The following is a 14,964-nucleotide window of genomic DNA, read 5'->3' as shown; positions in this document are numbered from 1 at the left end:
TTCATTATGCCCGGACACCCGTGCCCGGCCCGGCAGCAGGGCGTTCGACGGCGGTCCGGGCGCGGAAAGGGTTCAGGACACGGGCGCGTCTACTGGCCGGGATTCTCGCGGGCGAGATAGGCCTCCACAGCGGCGCCGAGGACATCGGCATTGGGCAGCTCGTCATTTTCATCCGCCAGGAGGGATCGCCGGACGGTACCTTCGGCCTTTTCGTCATACCGGGACTCAAGCCGGGACACCACCTGCTGGACTTCCTCGGAGGCGTCGATCTGCTCGGCGATCTGGCGGCTGACCTCACGGCCGGCTTCGCGGAGCCGGTCCGAGGGAAGCATCAGGGAGGTGGCGGCACCCAGGTACTCCAGGCCGGCCACGGCGGCCGTGGGGTATTCGGCCTCGGCCAGGTAGTGCGGCACGTGGATGACGTAGCCGGCCACGTTGCGGCCTGCCTCCACGAGGCGGAGTTCAAGGATGTGCCCCACTGCCGCGGGCACTTCCACGGTGGGCTTCCACACCGAGATGCCCTCGATGAGCTCCGGCCGGTTGCCGTGCACCGTGACGCCCACGGGGCGGGTGTGCGGAACGGGCATGGGGATTGAGTGGATCCAGGTGACCAGGTTGACGTCGAGTTTCTCCACGATGCCCACCACTGCGCGGGCAAAACGTTCCCACTGCAGGTCCGGTTCGAATCCGGCCAGCAGCAGGAAGGGGCTGCCCAGGCCGTCCACGAGCCGGTAGAGGGCGAGCCGGGGTTCCTGGTAGTCCTGCAGATGGTCCTCGACAAAGGTCAGGTGCGGCCTGCGGGAGCGGTAATCGATCAGCTGGTCGGCGTCGAAGACGGCAACGGGCTGGGCGTCGAGCGAGTCCAGCAGCTCGGCATTGATCTGCTTCACCACCTGCCCGGCGTCGGCGAATCCGGTGAAGCCCATCACCAGGTTCAGCCCCTTGAGCTCCGGGCTGTGGAACAGCTCAATGTTGCTTGCATAAAGCGCGTCGGGGTCCAGCAGGGAGCCGGAGATCCGTTCAAGCACGGCGTGTTCCTTTCATGGGTGCGGGTGGACATCCTCTACAACGCCCCGGGACAGCCCCGCATTCCTGCGGCTGGTGTGGCGCACATCTCAGGAAATTCACCGGCTCGGGCGGGGACGGGCTACGATCGGAACTGGCCTGCCAGACGGGCTTGAAGACACCCGGGCTGCGTCCCGAACGACGGCAATCCGGGCATCCATGGCAGAGCGCCGAACATGCATCCCTGCTTCGAACATCTCGCGAGAATTGAGGACTGATCCCTGTGGTCAAGAATACTGAAATCAACCTTAGTACCCTCACCAGGGACCTGAAGAAGAGCCCCAGTGACGCAGTGGTCATCGGTGTGGGGAAGGGCACTGACGGTCCGGTGCTCCTGGACAACCCGCTGACGGCCAAGAGTGCCGAGGCCCTGGCGGAGTCCCTCAAGTCTCTGGGCGTCACGGGCGCCGCAGACCAGATTGTCCGCCTTCCCGGCCTTCCGGAAACGGGCGCCGGAATCCTGGTCCTCGCCGGCACCGGCAGCGTGGCGGCCGGAAAGCCGCTGACGGAAGAAGCGCTCCGCCGCGCTGCCGGCTCCGCCGTCCGCCAGCTTTCCGGCCTCGCCACGGTTGTCCTGGCCCTTCCGACGGCGTCCGTCGCCGACGTGGCGGCAGTCGCCGAAGGTGCCGCACTGGGCGCCTATTCGTTCACCGAATTCCGGTCCTCCACGGACGGGCTGAAGGATCCGGTCAAAAATGCCGTTATCTTCACGGACCTGTCCGGCAACGACGGCGTCAACGCAGCACTGAAGCGTGCCGGCCTGCTCGGAAAGGCCGTCAACGCCACCCGGTCACTGGTCAACCAGCCGCCGAGCCACCTCTACCCGGAGACGTTCGCCGAGGCCGCAAAGGACCTGGCCAAAGGCCTGCCCGTCAAAGTCACCGTCTGGGATGAGAAGCGGCTGGAAAAGGAAGGCTTCGGCGGCATCATGGGCGTGGGCAAGGGCTCAGCCCGCCAGCCCCGGCTGGTCAAGGTGGAATACTCCCCCGCCAAGGCAACCTCGAAGATCGCCCTCGTTGGCAAAGGCATCACGTTCGACACCGGCGGCATCTCCATCAAGCCGGCCCTCGGCATGGGCGACATGAAAAGCGATATGGCCGGCGCCGCCGTCGTCCTTAACACTGTCCTGGCCCTGGCGGGACTGGGCCTGCCGGTGAAGGCGACCGCATGGCTCTGCATCGCCGAAAACATGCCCTCCGGTGCGGCGTCCCGCCCGGCGGACGTCCTCACCATGTTCGGTGGCAAAACTGTTGAGGTCCTGAACACCGACGCCGAGGGCCGCCTGGTGATGGCAGACGGCATCGTGGCCGCCAGCCGCGAATACCCGGACGCCATCATCGACGTCGCCACGCTCACCGGCGCGCAGCTGATCGCCCTGGGCAACCGCACCGCCGGCGTGATGGGGTCGGAGAGCGTCACGGGTGCCCTGAAGACCGCGGCGGACCGTGCGGGCGAACTGGTCTGGCCCATGCCGCTGCCCGAGGAACTGCGCCCCAGCCTCGATTCGCAGGTGGCCGACCTGGCCAACATCGGCGAACGCCACGGCGGCATGATGACGGCGGCCGTTTTCCTGCGCGAATTCGTGGGTAAGGGCAAGGACGGGGAACAGATCCCCTGGGCCCACATCGACATCGCCGGGCCCTCCTTCAACAACGGAAGCCCCTACGGCTACACCCACAAGCAGGGAACGGGCTGCACGGTCCGGACCCTGGTGGCCTATGTAGAGGACATCCTGGCAGCAGCCGCCTGAGGCCAACGGGCAGCCGTAGCCCGGTAACTGCGCGCCCTGCGGCACGGGATGTTCCCTGCGCCGCAGGGCCGCGTGACACTCGACACAAGCGCTCCACAAACGCGGCGCCAAGGTGGAGCATGGATAAGTGGTTCGCTAAGGTGAACCACGGTAGTCACAAATGCAAGAGAACAGGCACGCTGACATAATCACGGCAGTGCAAGTTCCAAGACCAGATGATGCGCGGAAGAACGCGTCATCGTTCACGCGAGGGAGCGTTTAAGTGGCCGATCAGGCAACTGCGCAAGAATTCGACATCCTGGTACTCGGTGGAGGCAGCGGTGGATACGCCGCCGCCCTGCGGGCCGTACAGCTTGGCCTGACCGTCGGCCTCGTGGAGAAGGCAAAGCTGGGCGGTACCTGCCTCCACAACGGCTGCATCCCCACCAAGGCGCTGCTGCATTCGGCAGAGCTCGCCGACCACGCCCGTGACTCCGCCAAGTACGGCGTGAACGTCACCCTGGACGGCATCGACATCACTGCCGTCAACGCGTACAAGGACGGCATCATCGCCGGCAAGTACAAGGGCCTCCAGGGCCTGATCAAGTCCAAGGGCATCACCGTCATCGAAGGTGAGGGCAAGCTCCAGGGCACCGACACCGTTGTGGTGAACGGCACCGCCTACAAGGGCAAAAACATCGTTTTGGCCACCGGTTCCTACTCCCGCACCCTTCCGGGCCTGGAAATCGGCGGCAAGGTCATCACCTCGGACCAGGCCCTGACCATGGACTCCATCCCCAAGAGCGCCATCATCCTCGGCGGCGGCGTGATCGGTGTCGAGTTCGCTTCCGTGTGGAAGTCCTTCGGCGTCGACGTCACCATCGTGGAGGGCCTGCCCTCGCTGGTCCCGAACGAGGACGCCACCATCGTCAAGAACTTCGAGCGTGCCTTCAAGAAGCGCGGCATCAAGTTCTCCACCGGAGTCTTCTTCCAGGGCGTTGAGCAGAACAACGACGGCGTGAAGGTCACCCTCGTGGACGGCAAGACCTTCGAAGCGGACCTGCTGCTCGTCGCCGTCGGCCGTGGCCCTGTCACCGCCAGCCTGGGCTACGAGGAAGCCGGTATCACCATCGACCGCGGCTTCGTCATCACCAACGAGCGCCTGCACACCGGCGTCGGCAACATCTACGCTGTCGGCGACATCGTCCCCGGCGTGCAGCTGGCGCACCGCGGCTACCAGCAGGGCATCTTCGTGGCCGAGGAAATCGCCGGCCTCAAGCCGGTGATCGTCGAGGACATCAACATCCCCAAGGTCACCTACTCCGATCCCGAAATCGCCACCGTGGGCTACACCGAAAAGGCAGCCAAGGAAAAGTTCGGCGACGACCAGGTCCAGACCCAGGAATACAACCTCGCCGGCAACGGCAAGAGCTCCATCCTGGGCACCTCCGGACTGGTCAAGCTGGTCCGCCAGAAGGACGGCCCCGTGGTGGGCGTCCACATGATCGGCGCCCGCATGGGCGAGCAGGTGGGCGAAGCCCAGCTGATCGTGAACTGGGAAGCATACCCCGAGGATGTGGCGCAGCTGGTGCACGCCCATCCCACCCAGAACGAGTCCCTGGGCGAAGCCCACCTGGCACTCGCGGGCAAGCCCCTTCACGGCTAGTCTCCCCCCAAGCACCAAAGGGCCTGGTGCACCCGGCACGAAATGCCGGGTGCACTAGGCTGGCCAACAAGGCAGCAATCATCCGCACTAAAGATCAATAAGGAGAACGGGGACGACATGTCTGAATCCGTTAACTTGCCCGCCCTCGGTGAGAGCGTCACCGAAGGAACCGTCACCCGCTGGCTCAAGCAGGTAGGTGACCGGGTAGAGGTGGACGAGCCGCTGCTCGAAGTCTCCACCGACAAAGTAGACACTGAAATCCCCTCTCCTGTAGCTGGCGTGATTGAGGAAATCCTGGTTGCCGAGGACGAGACCGCCGAGGTAGGCGCTCCCCTGGTCCGGATCGGCGACGGCTCCGGTGGCGGCGCCCCCGCTGCACCGGCCGAAGAAGCTCCTGCGCAGGAAGCTCCCGCTGCCGCTCCGGCTGAAGAAGCCCCCGCCCAGGAAGCACCTGCACAGCCTGCGCCCGCCCAGGAAGCACCGGCAGCTCCGGCAGCCGGCGGCGGCGAAGGCCACGAGGTCACCCTCCCTGCCCTGGGCGAAAGCGTTACCGAAGGCACCGTCACCCGCTGGCTGAAGGCCGTGGGCGACTCCGTTGAGGTGGATGAGCCGCTCCTGGAAGTTTCCACCGACAAGGTGGACACCGAGATCCCGTCCCCCGTTGCCGGCACCCTGCAGGAAATCCGGGTCAACGAAGACGAAACCGCAGAGGTCGGTTCCGTCCTGGCCGTCATCGGCTCCGGTGCAGCTGCTGCCCCCGCCGAAGCGCCGGCCGCACCCGCCCCGGCACAGGAAGCGCCGGCACAGGAAGCCCCCAAGGCTGAAGCGCCGAAGGCTGAAGCACCTGCCCCGCAGGCCGCTCCCGCACCGGCCGCGGCACCCGCTGCGGCAGCAGCACCGGCCCCCGCCGCAGCACCTGCCGCAGCCGAGGCTGCACCCTCAAACGGCGGATCCGAGTCCGGTTACGTCACTCCCCTGGTCCGCAAGCTGGCGAACCAGCACGGCGTGGACATCGCCTCACTCTCCGGCACCGGCGTGGGTGGACGCATCCGCAAGCAGGACGTCATCGCCGCCGCCGAGGCCAAGGCCGCACCGGCAGCAGCGCCGGCAGCAGCACCGGCCGCGTCTGCTCCCGCAGCCTCCAACGCCGCAGTTTCCTCGCTGCGCGGCACCACGCAGAAGGCACCGCGCATCCGCCAGGTCATCGCCCGCCGCATGCGCGAATCCCTGGAGATCTCCACCCAGCTGACCCAGGTCCACGAGGTGGACATGACCAAGGTGGCCAAGCTCCGTGCCCGCGCCAAGAACTCGTTCCAGGCGCAGAACGGCGTCAAGCTGACCTTCCTGCCGTTCATCGCCAAGGCCGTCGCCGAGGCCCTCAAGCAGCACCCCAAGCTCAACGCTGCCTACGACGAGGCCAAGCAGGAAATCACCTACCACAACGCCGAGCACCTCGCGATTGCCGTGGACACGGACAAGGGCCTGCTGGTTCCGGTCATTTCCGACGCCGGCAACCTGAACCTCGCCGGCCTGGCGGGCAAGATCGCCGACGTTGCCAGCCGCACCCGCGACGGCAAGATCGGCCCGGACGAGTTGTCCGGCGGCACCTTCAGCATCACCAACATCGGTTCGGTCGGGGCCCTGTTCGACACCCCGATCATCAACCAGCCGCAGGTGGGCATCCTGGGTACCGGCGCCATCGTCAAGCGTGCCGTGGTTGTTTCGGATGAAAACGGTGACGACTCGATCGCCATCCGCTCCATGATGTACCTGTCGCTGACGTACGATCACCGCCTGGTGGACGGCGCGGACGCCGGCCGGTTCCTCCAGACCCTGAAGGCACGCCTTGAAGAGGGCGCCTTCGAAGCGGACCTGGGGCTGTAACAGGCCAACAACGCACGCACGGCGGTGCAGGCAGCGGTGGGTAACCAGCGCAACGCCTGCACCGCCGTCGGCGTTTAACTACTACAAGCTGTAGAACCTCTGGCTACACTGGTCCCATGAACATCGTCTATAACATTGTGGTTTTCCTGCACATCGTCGGCGCCGCCATGATAGTGGGCATCTGGATCGGCCAGATGAAAAATCCCACCGTCCACCCCCGCCAGTTCGACGGCGCCATGCTCCAGCTGCTCACCGGCATCGCCCTGATGGGCCTGATCCCGGCCCTGGACATGGACGCCAACTACGTCAAGCTGGGCATCAAGTTCGCCATCGCCCTTGCGGTTGGGGTGCTGGCCTTCATCGGCCGCCGCAAGTACAAGAACAACGAGCCCGTCAGCAAGGGCCTGGCACACGCCGTGGGCGGTCTGGCGCTGCTGAACGTAGCCATTGCCACCATCTGGCAGTAGGCAATTTTATCTGCACCGTACGACGGCGACGCTCCCACCTGCGGGGGCGTCGCCGTCGGCGTTTTAGCGCCATGGTCACAATCCTCTGACAGCGGACAACCCGTGCACCTGGGGTGCCGAATCCATAGGATGGGTAGCGGCGGGGTCCTGGCAGCAGCCTGCCCCGGTTCGAATCGATTTGAGGAGTGACATGGCAGCAACACGTTCAGCAAACGCAGTATGGAACGGCAACCTGACGGAGGGTTCCGGCACCACCAGCCTGGCCACCTCAGGCCTGGGCACCTTCGACGTGACGTGGAAGGCCAGGACTGAAGCGGCCAACGGCAAAACGAGCCCGGAAGAGCTCATCGCTGCAGCCCACGCAGCCTGCTTCTCCATGGCCTTCAGCAACGAGCTCGCCAACGCCGGGCACACACCGGAGGAAGTGCGCACCAAGGCAGATGTCACTTTCGTTCCGGGCACGGGCATCACCGGCAGCCACCTGACCATGTCAGCCCGGGTCCCCGGCATCTCCGAGGACGAGTTCCAGAAGATCGCAGCGGACGCCAAGGTGGGCTGCCCGGTCTCCGGCGCCCTCGCCAGCATCGACATCACCCTGGACGCCACGCTGGAGGCCTAGGCCCTCCCCCAGGCTTAACAAAAAGGCCCTGCCCTGCCGGAAGATCTTCCGGCAGGGCAGGGCCTTTTAGTTACGGTCAGGAGCTACGCCTGCCGGCTCCCCGGCCGGCGGGCCGGCAGCGGGGCCGCGCGGAGCCGGCGGTAGCCCTCGCGGGCCGGCGGCCGGTCCGTGGGAAGCTCCTGCACCATTTCCTTCAGCGCACCGATGCCGTATTCAAGCTGGGGATCCCGGCCGGCCGCGTAGGCGTGCGGCGGGTACGCCACTTCGATGTCCGGGTCCACGCCGTAGTTCTCAACGCCCCAGCCCACGCCGCCAGTGAACCAGTTGGCATACCGCGGCTGGGTGACGCCAGTGCCGTCGGCCAGGGAGAACCTGTTATCAATGCCCACCACACCGCCCCAGGTGCGGGTTCCGATCACAGGGCCAATGCCGCGGAGCTTGGACACCTGGGTGATGATGTCGCCGTCGGAACCGGCAAATTCATCGGCGAGGATGATGACGGGCCCGCGCGGGGCGTGGTGCGGGTACGTCCGCGGCTTTTCGCCGCGCGGCATGCTCCAGCCGGTGACTTTACGCCCGATCAGCTCGGCCACCAGCTGGGATGTGTGCCCGCCGCGGTTGCGCCGCACGTCCACGATGAGTCCATCCAGGGCCGTCTCCGTATCGAGGTCCCGGTGGAGCTGGGCCCAGCCGTTGGCCATCATGTCCGGGATGTGCAGGTACCCGAAGGTTCCGCCGGACGCCTCACGCACAGTGCGCCGGTTCGATGCCACCCACTCCTGGTACCGCAGGCGCTCCTCGTCCTTCACCGGAACGACGGCGACCCGCCGCTGCGTGCCGGCACGTCCGCCGTGCGCGGTGCCGTTGAGCAGGGTCAGTTCCACGGCCCGGCCCGCGGCTCCGACCAGTTGCATGGCCGGGGTGACGGAGGCGGACAGCGGAACCCCGTCGACGGCCAGCAGGATGTCGCCTGCCTTGGCGCCCACGCCCGGGCGGGTCAGCGGAGATGTAGCGAGCGGGTCTGAGGACTCGCCGGCAAGGATCCGTGTGATTTCCCAGCCGGCCGGGGTGAGCGATAGGTCCGCGCCCAGGCGCCCCTGGCCGTGGCTGCCGTTTTCGGTGACCGGCGCCGGCTTGACGTAGGCGTGGGACGTTCCAAGTTCGCCGTGCAGCTCCCACAGGAGGTCCACCAGGTCATCGTGCGAGCCCAGGCGGTCCACCAGGGGGCGGTAGCGCTTGTGGATGGACTCCCAGTCCTGCCCGGCCATGTCCTCTGCCCAGAAGAAGTCGCGCTGCAGCCGCCAGGCCTCGTCGAAGGCGTGGCCCCAGACGCGGAGCGGTTCCATCATGACCCGGATCCGCCCCAGGTCAACCTTGACAAGGTCGCCGGATTCCTCGTCCACCTTTTTGTCCGCCGGGACCACCGTGACCTTCTTTTCGGAGATCAGCACCACTTTGCTGCGGTCTCCGGAGAGCCGGAAACTGTCCAAAGACTCCACCAGGGTGGTCTGCTTCCGGCGGGCGAGGTCGAAACGGGACAGGCTGGGGCGTGCATCCTTGTCCTCCTGGCTGGCTTTGCCGTCACCGGTTACCCCGGCGAGGGCCCAGTCGAGCCACAGCAAAGCGCCGTCGGCCGCCTTCAGTGACGTGTAGTTGCCCTGCGGCACGGGAACGCCGATAACGCGGTGGGCCAGGCCCTCGGGATCCACGATGACTTCGGGGGCGGCCGCCTCATCCTGCTTCGGGTCAGCCTTCGCCGCCTCAGCCTCACCGGCATCGGGATCCACTGAAGGACCAAAGGGCGACGGCGTATCTGCAGCCAGTGCCACGAGGTAGGGCTTGATGGGGCTGGGGAAGGAGAGGTCGAAGGAGTGCCCGTCGTAGACGGGGTCGAAGCTGCGGTTGGACAGGAAGGCCAGGAACTTCCCGTCCGGAGTGAAGGCGGGAGACGTGTCCCGGAACCGGCCGTCCGTGACGTCCACCGGGCTGGCCCCGGGATCCGACACCTTTGCCAGCCGGAGCCGGCTGCGCGAACCGAAAGAGGTGACCGGCTCGGACCAGACCAGCCACTCGGAGTCCGTGGACCAGGCGAGGTCCGAAACGGTGCCTTCGCCGATGCTTGCCACCAGGGTCAGTTCGCCGGTCCGCGTATCGGCCGCGTAGACCTCGCCGAACGATGTGCCCAGCGCAAGCCAGTTGCCGTCCGGGCTTGCCTCCAGCGAACTGCTCCGGGTGGGGCGCGGAAAACCGATGCGCAGCGTTTGGGCGTGCGCAGCTGGCTCGGCCTTCGCATCGTCAGGAGAAGACGCTTCCTCAGGAGCGACGTCAGCCTGCTGGTCATCCCGGACGGCGGTGTTCGTTGTGTTTGCGGCCAGGACTGCAGCGCCGGCAGCAGGGACCGGCTGCGGCAAAGGCGTCTGCTCCTCGTCGCGGCCCTGTGCCGGGGCGGCTGCCCCACCGTCCTGAGGTCCGGCGGGCCTGGCTGCGGAGGGTGCGTCGGCGGTGCCGGGGACGGGCCCGGCGACATCCTTGATGAACAGGGCTTCGACGCCGTCATGATCGGCGACGTAGGCCAGTCGCCCGTTGTTCAGCGGCCTTGGCAGGCGCGCGCGGACCCCTGGGGTTGCTTCGATGATGCGCGCTGGACCGTCTTTGTGACGGAGCCAGGAGATGGTGCCGTGGGCTTCCACCGCACTGGCCGAGCCGGCGGCGTCCGGGACTGCCTCGCCCAGGTGTTTGGCTGTATTAAGGAGTGCCGGCCGCCTCGACTGCGAGGCCGACCCCAACGTGATGTCCAGCCGCACTGCGTCGGCCCCGAGCCCGGAAAGCACCCACAGCTCACCCGCAGACTCGAAGACGATCCGCTTGCCGTCCGTGCTGGCGTGACGGACATAGAAGTCCTCGTGGTCCGTGTGGCGCTGCAGGTCCTTTCCGTTGGGCAACACCGAATACAGGTTGCCGTAACCCTCGTGGTCGGACAGGAACGCAATCCGCCCGTCCACCCACATGGGGTCGGCGAGGTTGCCGTCCAGGTCCGGCAGCAGGCGTTCAAACTCGCCATTGCCGTCGTTGTCGATCCAGAGCTTTCCTGCCGTGCCTCCGCGGTAGCGCTTCCACCAGGCGGGCTCGCGGGACAATACGCTGCCCACCACTACGGGCCGTTCATCACCCACCTCGGGGCCGAAGGCCACCGACTCCACCGGGCCGAACGACAGCTCTTCCGCCCAGCCGCCGTCGAGCGGGACGCTGTAGGCGTGCGTGTGCCTGCTTTCGGCCTGCCGGAACGCGCTGGTGACAACCACTGAGCCGCTGGCGGTGAAGCCTTTGACTTTGGTGGTGCCGTGGCCGAAGTACGTCAGCTGCCGGTAATCCCCGCCGTCCACTGCCGCCGACACCACCTCCGGCGCCGTTCCCTGCACCACCGTCCACACCAGCCGCTGCCCGTCAGGGGTGAAGCGCGGATTGCGGGCAGGAAGCTGGAGCGAGGAGACACGCCATGCGCGGCCGCCGTCCAAGGGTGCAATCCACACGTCGTCCTCGGCCACGAATGTGACCAGATCGCCGTGCAGGTGCGGGTAACGGAAGTAGCTCGAAGAGGTCATCGTTCGATCATAGTCATCCCCCACGCGGCGCCGTTGGAGGTGCCGGTGTGGCAGCCGTGGTGTGATGGACAGCATGCGCATAGTCATCGCCGGGGCCTCCGGGCTGATCGGAACCCACATGTCCGCAACCTTCCGTACGGCCGGCCACCAGGTGATTTCCCTGGTGCGGCGCGAGGCCTCCTCAGCCGCGGAAGTCCGGTGGAACCCGGCCGCCGGGGAACTGGACCCCAAGGTGCTGGAAGGCGCTGACGCCGTCGTTAATCTCTCCGGCGCCGGCATCGGGGACAGGCCGTGGACGCGAAACCGGGTTGCGGAGCTCTTCAGCTCCCGGCTGGATGCCACCCGCACCCTGACCAACGCCATGCGCCAGCTGGATTCCCCGCCGCCCGTATTTATCAGCCAGTCCGGTGCCGGCTACTACGGTGACGCCGGGAACACCGTGCTCCGGGAAGATGCGCCGCAAGGTGCCGGGACGCTGGCCCGGATCTGCGGCGAGTGGGAGGCTGCAGCTGCCGCCGCTCCCCCTGGTATACGAGTGGTGACTCCGCGCACGGCGGTGGTGCTCAGCCGTAAGGGAGGAGCACTGGGCAGGCTGCTGCCGCTGATCCGGCTGGGCATTGGCGGCCCGCTGGGGAATGGCCGCCAGTACTGGCCCTGGATCACCCTGCCGGACGTCTCCGCGGCTTTCCTCTTCCTGCTGGAATCGGACGTAAGCGGCCCGGTCAACCTGTGCGCCCCCGAGGAAGCCAACGTCAACGAGCTCGTGGCTGCCCTGGCCCATGCCCTGCACCGTCCCGCTGCCCTGAGGGTTCCGGGTCCGGTGCTGCGGTTTGTCATGCGCGACCTGGCCGACGAACTGCTGCTCGCCAGCCAGCGGATGGAGCCCGCACGCCTGTCCTCTGCGGGATTCACCTGGCAGCACCCAACACTCGCCCAGGCAGCGGAGTGGGTGGCCGGCAAGGAGTAGCGGCTCCCGGCCGCGGACAAGTCAAGGGCTCGGAAGGATTTCAGTGACCCGCCACCTGCCGCCAACTGATACAAGCACAACGCGGATCCGCTGCTCAGCACCGGCGGCACCGGTCGCGACAACGGCACCCTTGGGGTCCTTCTCTTCGTAGGCGGAAGAGCCGGACGTCACCGCCACCACTGCACGGGCTGATGTTGCGCCCTCTTCTGTGTGCACCTGCGACAGGGCCGTGGAGAAGCCCGCAAGCCTATGCCCGGATGCCTGCAGGCGCTCGGCAATTCGCCGGTCTGCTGCAGCGGCCCCTGCGCCCGGCTGGTTCACTTCGTCCAGCAGTTCCAGCCTGCCGGAACTGAAGGCCAGGGACCTCAGCGACGACAGTCCCTGGACTGCCACCCCGGGATCCGGCGAACCCGCCTGCAGCCGCGCGGCGTCGGCCGGGTCCAGCCGCTGCGGCGCCTCCACGCGAGGCGTTTTCGGGTAGGCACCTGCGGTTCCGGCACTTTGGCCGGCGGGCGGCGAACCCGGTCCTGCTGCTGTGAGCCCCGCTCCAACAAGCCACCAGGCACACACGGCCGCGGTAAGGGCTGCGGCGGCAACAGCACCCCGCCGCAGCGCTCCCCTGGGTTCCGCCTGAGCGTGCCGGGCCCTGCCCCGCATCCCGGCAGGCCGGCTCTTCTCCCGGTTTACCGCGGCCTGGTTGTTCCGCCGGTCCGGCGCGGGCTTGCCCCTCCGCTTGTCCAGCGCGGGCTGTCCTATTCCTTGCCCACGCTTTCCCTGCCCACGCGCGATCTGGTCCTTCCGCTGGTCCCTGGGGGCCTGGCCGGGCATGGCCTGGGCTGCCGTGGACACCGTGGAGTCCGACGCCGGGAACGGCAGCTTCTGCGGGTTAGGGAACCAACCGGCCCATGTCGATGTTGCCAGCCGGCGCCGCAAGAAATCGAGCCTTTCGCGCAGTCCGCTGGGTGATGCCGGCGCGTGCAGGCGCGTCACCAGTTCAGGAAGGACTGTGGGATGGACCGCAGACGCGAGATCAAGTGGCAATGGCGATGCGCTCCGGTAGATGGCGGTCCCGAATGCTGCTGCCGTGGGCCGCAGCCGCCGATCTTCGTTAAGCCCGGACTCAAGAGCCACGGCGAGCTCTTTGGGGACAGTCGGAACCAGGAGTGTCAGCGGTGGGCGGTCCGCCGTGCGTTGCGGCGGCGACCCGGTCAGGCAGAACCAGCCCAGGGCGGCAGCCGAATACACGTCGCGCTCGGGCTGCAGACCGGCCCGGACGGCGTCCACGGGTGCCGGATCCGTAAAGCCCGGCGTGCCCCTGCCCGGAGCGGACGCAGGATCGCCAAGCATCCGGGCGATGCCGACGTCGGACAGCATCGGCTTCCCCTGGCCGGTAAACAGGACGTTGCCCGGTGAGACGTCGGCATGCGTGAATCCCTTGCTGTGCAGGTATCCGAGCACCTGCGCGATGGGCGTCAAGACTGTCACCGTCTCGCCGGCACTCAACCTGCCCCGTGCCGCCACCAGCCCACCGAGCGAACCGGCGGGTGCGTAGTCCATGATCAGGCCGGCCGTACTGTCAGGCCCGTCTTCCACCCTGACGGCGCTATGGGCCTTAATAAGGTGGGGGTGGTCCAGCACTGACAGGATACGGATCTCGCGGCGGATCCCCTCTTCCGTCATCTCTTCCCCGCGAGCTGCCCGCCGCGCGGTCCGGCGGAGGCACTTCAGGGCAAACTCACGGCCAGTCCTCTCCTCCTTGACCAGCCAGACTGAAGAGCTCCCACCGTGGCCGAGCAACCTCCCCACCGCATATCCGGGGACACCCGGGTGCTGCAATTTCTCCATGACCTATGTCTAGCCGAATCCGGAACCCCGTGCAGAAGTTATCCACAGGCAGCCACAGGCCTGGCTCCAAGGGCTTTTTTCGGCCGATGGGGGCTGGCTCACTGCCCGGGGTGAGCTTCAGCACTAAACCGGGCCTGCGGCCTCCCAAGGTCTAAGCTGGATCCCATGACTCTTGAGTTTTCACAGCTGGGTCTTGCTCCGGACTTTGTGGACTACACCCGCGGTTGGGCCATTCAGAGCGAACTCCATGACGACGTCGTCGCCGGCAAGGCCCCCAGCACCGTCCTCCTCCTGGAACACGCCCCGGTCTACACGGCCGGCAAACGCACAGAGGACCATGAGCGGCCCTTTGACGGTACCCCCGTTGTCCCGGTGGACCGTGGCGGTAAACTCACCTGGCACGGCCCGGGCCAGCTGGTGGGTTACCCCATCATTAAGCTGAAGAACCGCGCGGGCATCCGTGATTATGTGGAACGCCTCGAGTCCGTGATCATCGCCGTCCTCGCCGACTATGGCATCGAGGCTGTACGGATCAAAGGCCGTGCCGGGGTCTGGCTCACTGCGGATGACAAGGGCCCGGACAGGAAGATCGCAGCCATCGGCATCCGCGTCCACGAGGGCGTCACCATGCACGGCTTCGCCATCAACTGCAACAACGATCTCACCCCGTACTCGCAGATCATCGCCTGCGGCATCACCGATGCGGGCGTGACCACCATCGCCCAGGAAACCGGTTATGACGTTGCCCCGGCAGACCTCGTTTCCCGGGTTATCGAAGAACTGCGCAAGAATGAAGACGCCCTGGTCGCTACCCCCGAAGGAGCTCTACTGTGACATTGGCACCTGAAGGCCGGAAGCTTTTGCGCGTTGAACAGCGTAATTCTGCTGTTCCGGTGGAGCGCAAGCCGGAGTGGATCAAGGCCAAGGTCCAGATGGGTCCGGAGTTCGTCGGGCTCAAGAACCTGGTGAAAAAGGAAGGCCTGCACACGGTATGTGAGGAGGCCGGCTGCCCCAACATTTTTGAATGCTGGGAGGACAAGGAAGCCACGTTCCTGATCGGCGGGTCCGAGTGCACGCGCCGGTGTGATTTCTGCCAGATCGATACCGGCAAACCGTCCCC

General features: G+C 66.6%; 10 protein-coding genes and 1 pseudogene. 8 read left to right on the top strand and 3 right to left on the bottom strand.

The features are described from left to right. Window positions 1-89: 89 nt before the first annotated feature. Entirely contained in the window at window positions 90-1,028 is a 939-nt protein-coding gene (locus BMX78_RS13110) for a proteasome assembly chaperone family protein (protein ID WP_091420047.1), read from the bottom strand. Window positions 1,029-1,288: 260 nt separating this feature from the next. Here BMX78_RS13110 and BMX78_RS13105 point away from each other — a divergent pair, with 260 nt between their 5' ends. The 5 genes from BMX78_RS13105 (at window position 1,289) to BMX78_RS13085 (ending at window position 7,430) form a co-directional block, all read left to right on the top strand. Beyond that, window positions 1,289-2,815, top strand: a complete 1,527-nt coding sequence (locus BMX78_RS13105; protein ID WP_091420045.1) for a leucyl aminopeptidase — start codon at window positions 1,289-1,291, stop codon at window positions 2,813-2,815. 262 nt (window positions 2,816-3,077) lie between these two features. Next, the gene (lpdA, locus tag BMX78_RS13100; protein WP_091420043.1) at window positions 3,078-4,460 is read left to right on the top strand and encodes a dihydrolipoyl dehydrogenase; all 1,383 of its coding nucleotides are present in this window, start codon (window positions 3,078-3,080) and stop codon (window positions 4,458-4,460) included. A 117-nt stretch (window positions 4,461-4,577) separates the two neighbouring features. Next, window positions 4,578-6,344 (top strand): 2-oxoglutarate dehydrogenase, E2 component, dihydrolipoamide succinyltransferase, encoded by a 1,767-nt coding sequence (gene sucB / locus BMX78_RS13095; RefSeq protein WP_091420042.1) that lies wholly within the window; start codon window positions 4,578-4,580, stop codon window positions 6,342-6,344. Window positions 6,345-6,460: 116 nt separating this feature from the next. Beyond that, window positions 6,461-6,811, top strand: coding sequence for a hypothetical protein (locus BMX78_RS13090; protein WP_091420040.1), 351 nt, complete (start codon window positions 6,461-6,463; stop codon window positions 6,809-6,811). Between the two features lie 190 nt (window positions 6,812-7,001). Next, window positions 7,002-7,430, top strand: coding sequence for an OsmC family protein (locus tag BMX78_RS13085; RefSeq protein WP_056333222.1), 429 nt, complete (start codon window positions 7,002-7,004; stop codon window positions 7,428-7,430). Between the two features lie 83 nt (window positions 7,431-7,513). On the opposite strand, the gene BMX78_RS13080 is transcribed toward BMX78_RS13085, so the two are convergent. After that, window positions 7,514-11,032, bottom strand: a complete 3,519-nt coding sequence (locus BMX78_RS13080; protein ID WP_091420038.1) for a S41 family peptidase — start codon at window positions 11,030-11,032, stop codon at window positions 7,514-7,516. 73 nt (window positions 11,033-11,105) lie between these two features. Between BMX78_RS13080 and BMX78_RS13075 the strand changes: the two genes are divergently transcribed. Then, window positions 11,106-11,999: a TIGR01777 family oxidoreductase gene (locus BMX78_RS13075; RefSeq protein WP_091420243.1), complete on the top strand. Its 894-nt coding sequence runs from the start codon at window positions 11,106-11,108 to the stop codon at window positions 11,997-11,999. Between the two features lie 21 nt (window positions 12,000-12,020). Here the strand turns inward: BMX78_RS13075 and BMX78_RS13070 are convergent, their stop codons facing one another. Then, complete coding sequence (locus BMX78_RS13070; RefSeq protein ID WP_091420036.1) at window positions 12,021-13,844, bottom strand: serine/threonine-protein kinase; 1,824 nt, start codon at window positions 13,842-13,844, stop codon at window positions 12,021-12,023. A 165-nt stretch (window positions 13,845-14,009) separates the two neighbouring features. Here BMX78_RS13070 and lipB point away from each other — a divergent pair, with 165 nt between their 5' ends. Both lipB and BMX78_RS13060 read left to right on the top strand, forming a co-directional pair. Next, window positions 14,010-14,678: a lipoyl(octanoyl) transferase LipB gene (gene lipB / locus BMX78_RS13065; RefSeq protein ID WP_091420034.1), complete on the top strand. Its 669-nt coding sequence runs from the start codon at window positions 14,010-14,012 to the stop codon at window positions 14,676-14,678. Beyond that, window positions 14,675-14,964: pseudogene (locus tag BMX78_RS13060) on the top strand (lipoyl synthase); the annotation flags it as partial. The gene lipB and the pseudogene BMX78_RS13060, both read left to right, overlap by 4 nt.

Origin of the sequence: Arthrobacter sp. OV608, assembly GCA_900110595.1 — a bacterium.
In the GTDB taxonomy this organism is placed as follows: Bacteria; Actinomycetota; Actinomycetes; order Actinomycetales; family Micrococcaceae; genus Arthrobacter.
This window is presented reverse-complemented; position numbering and strand designations above follow the sequence as displayed.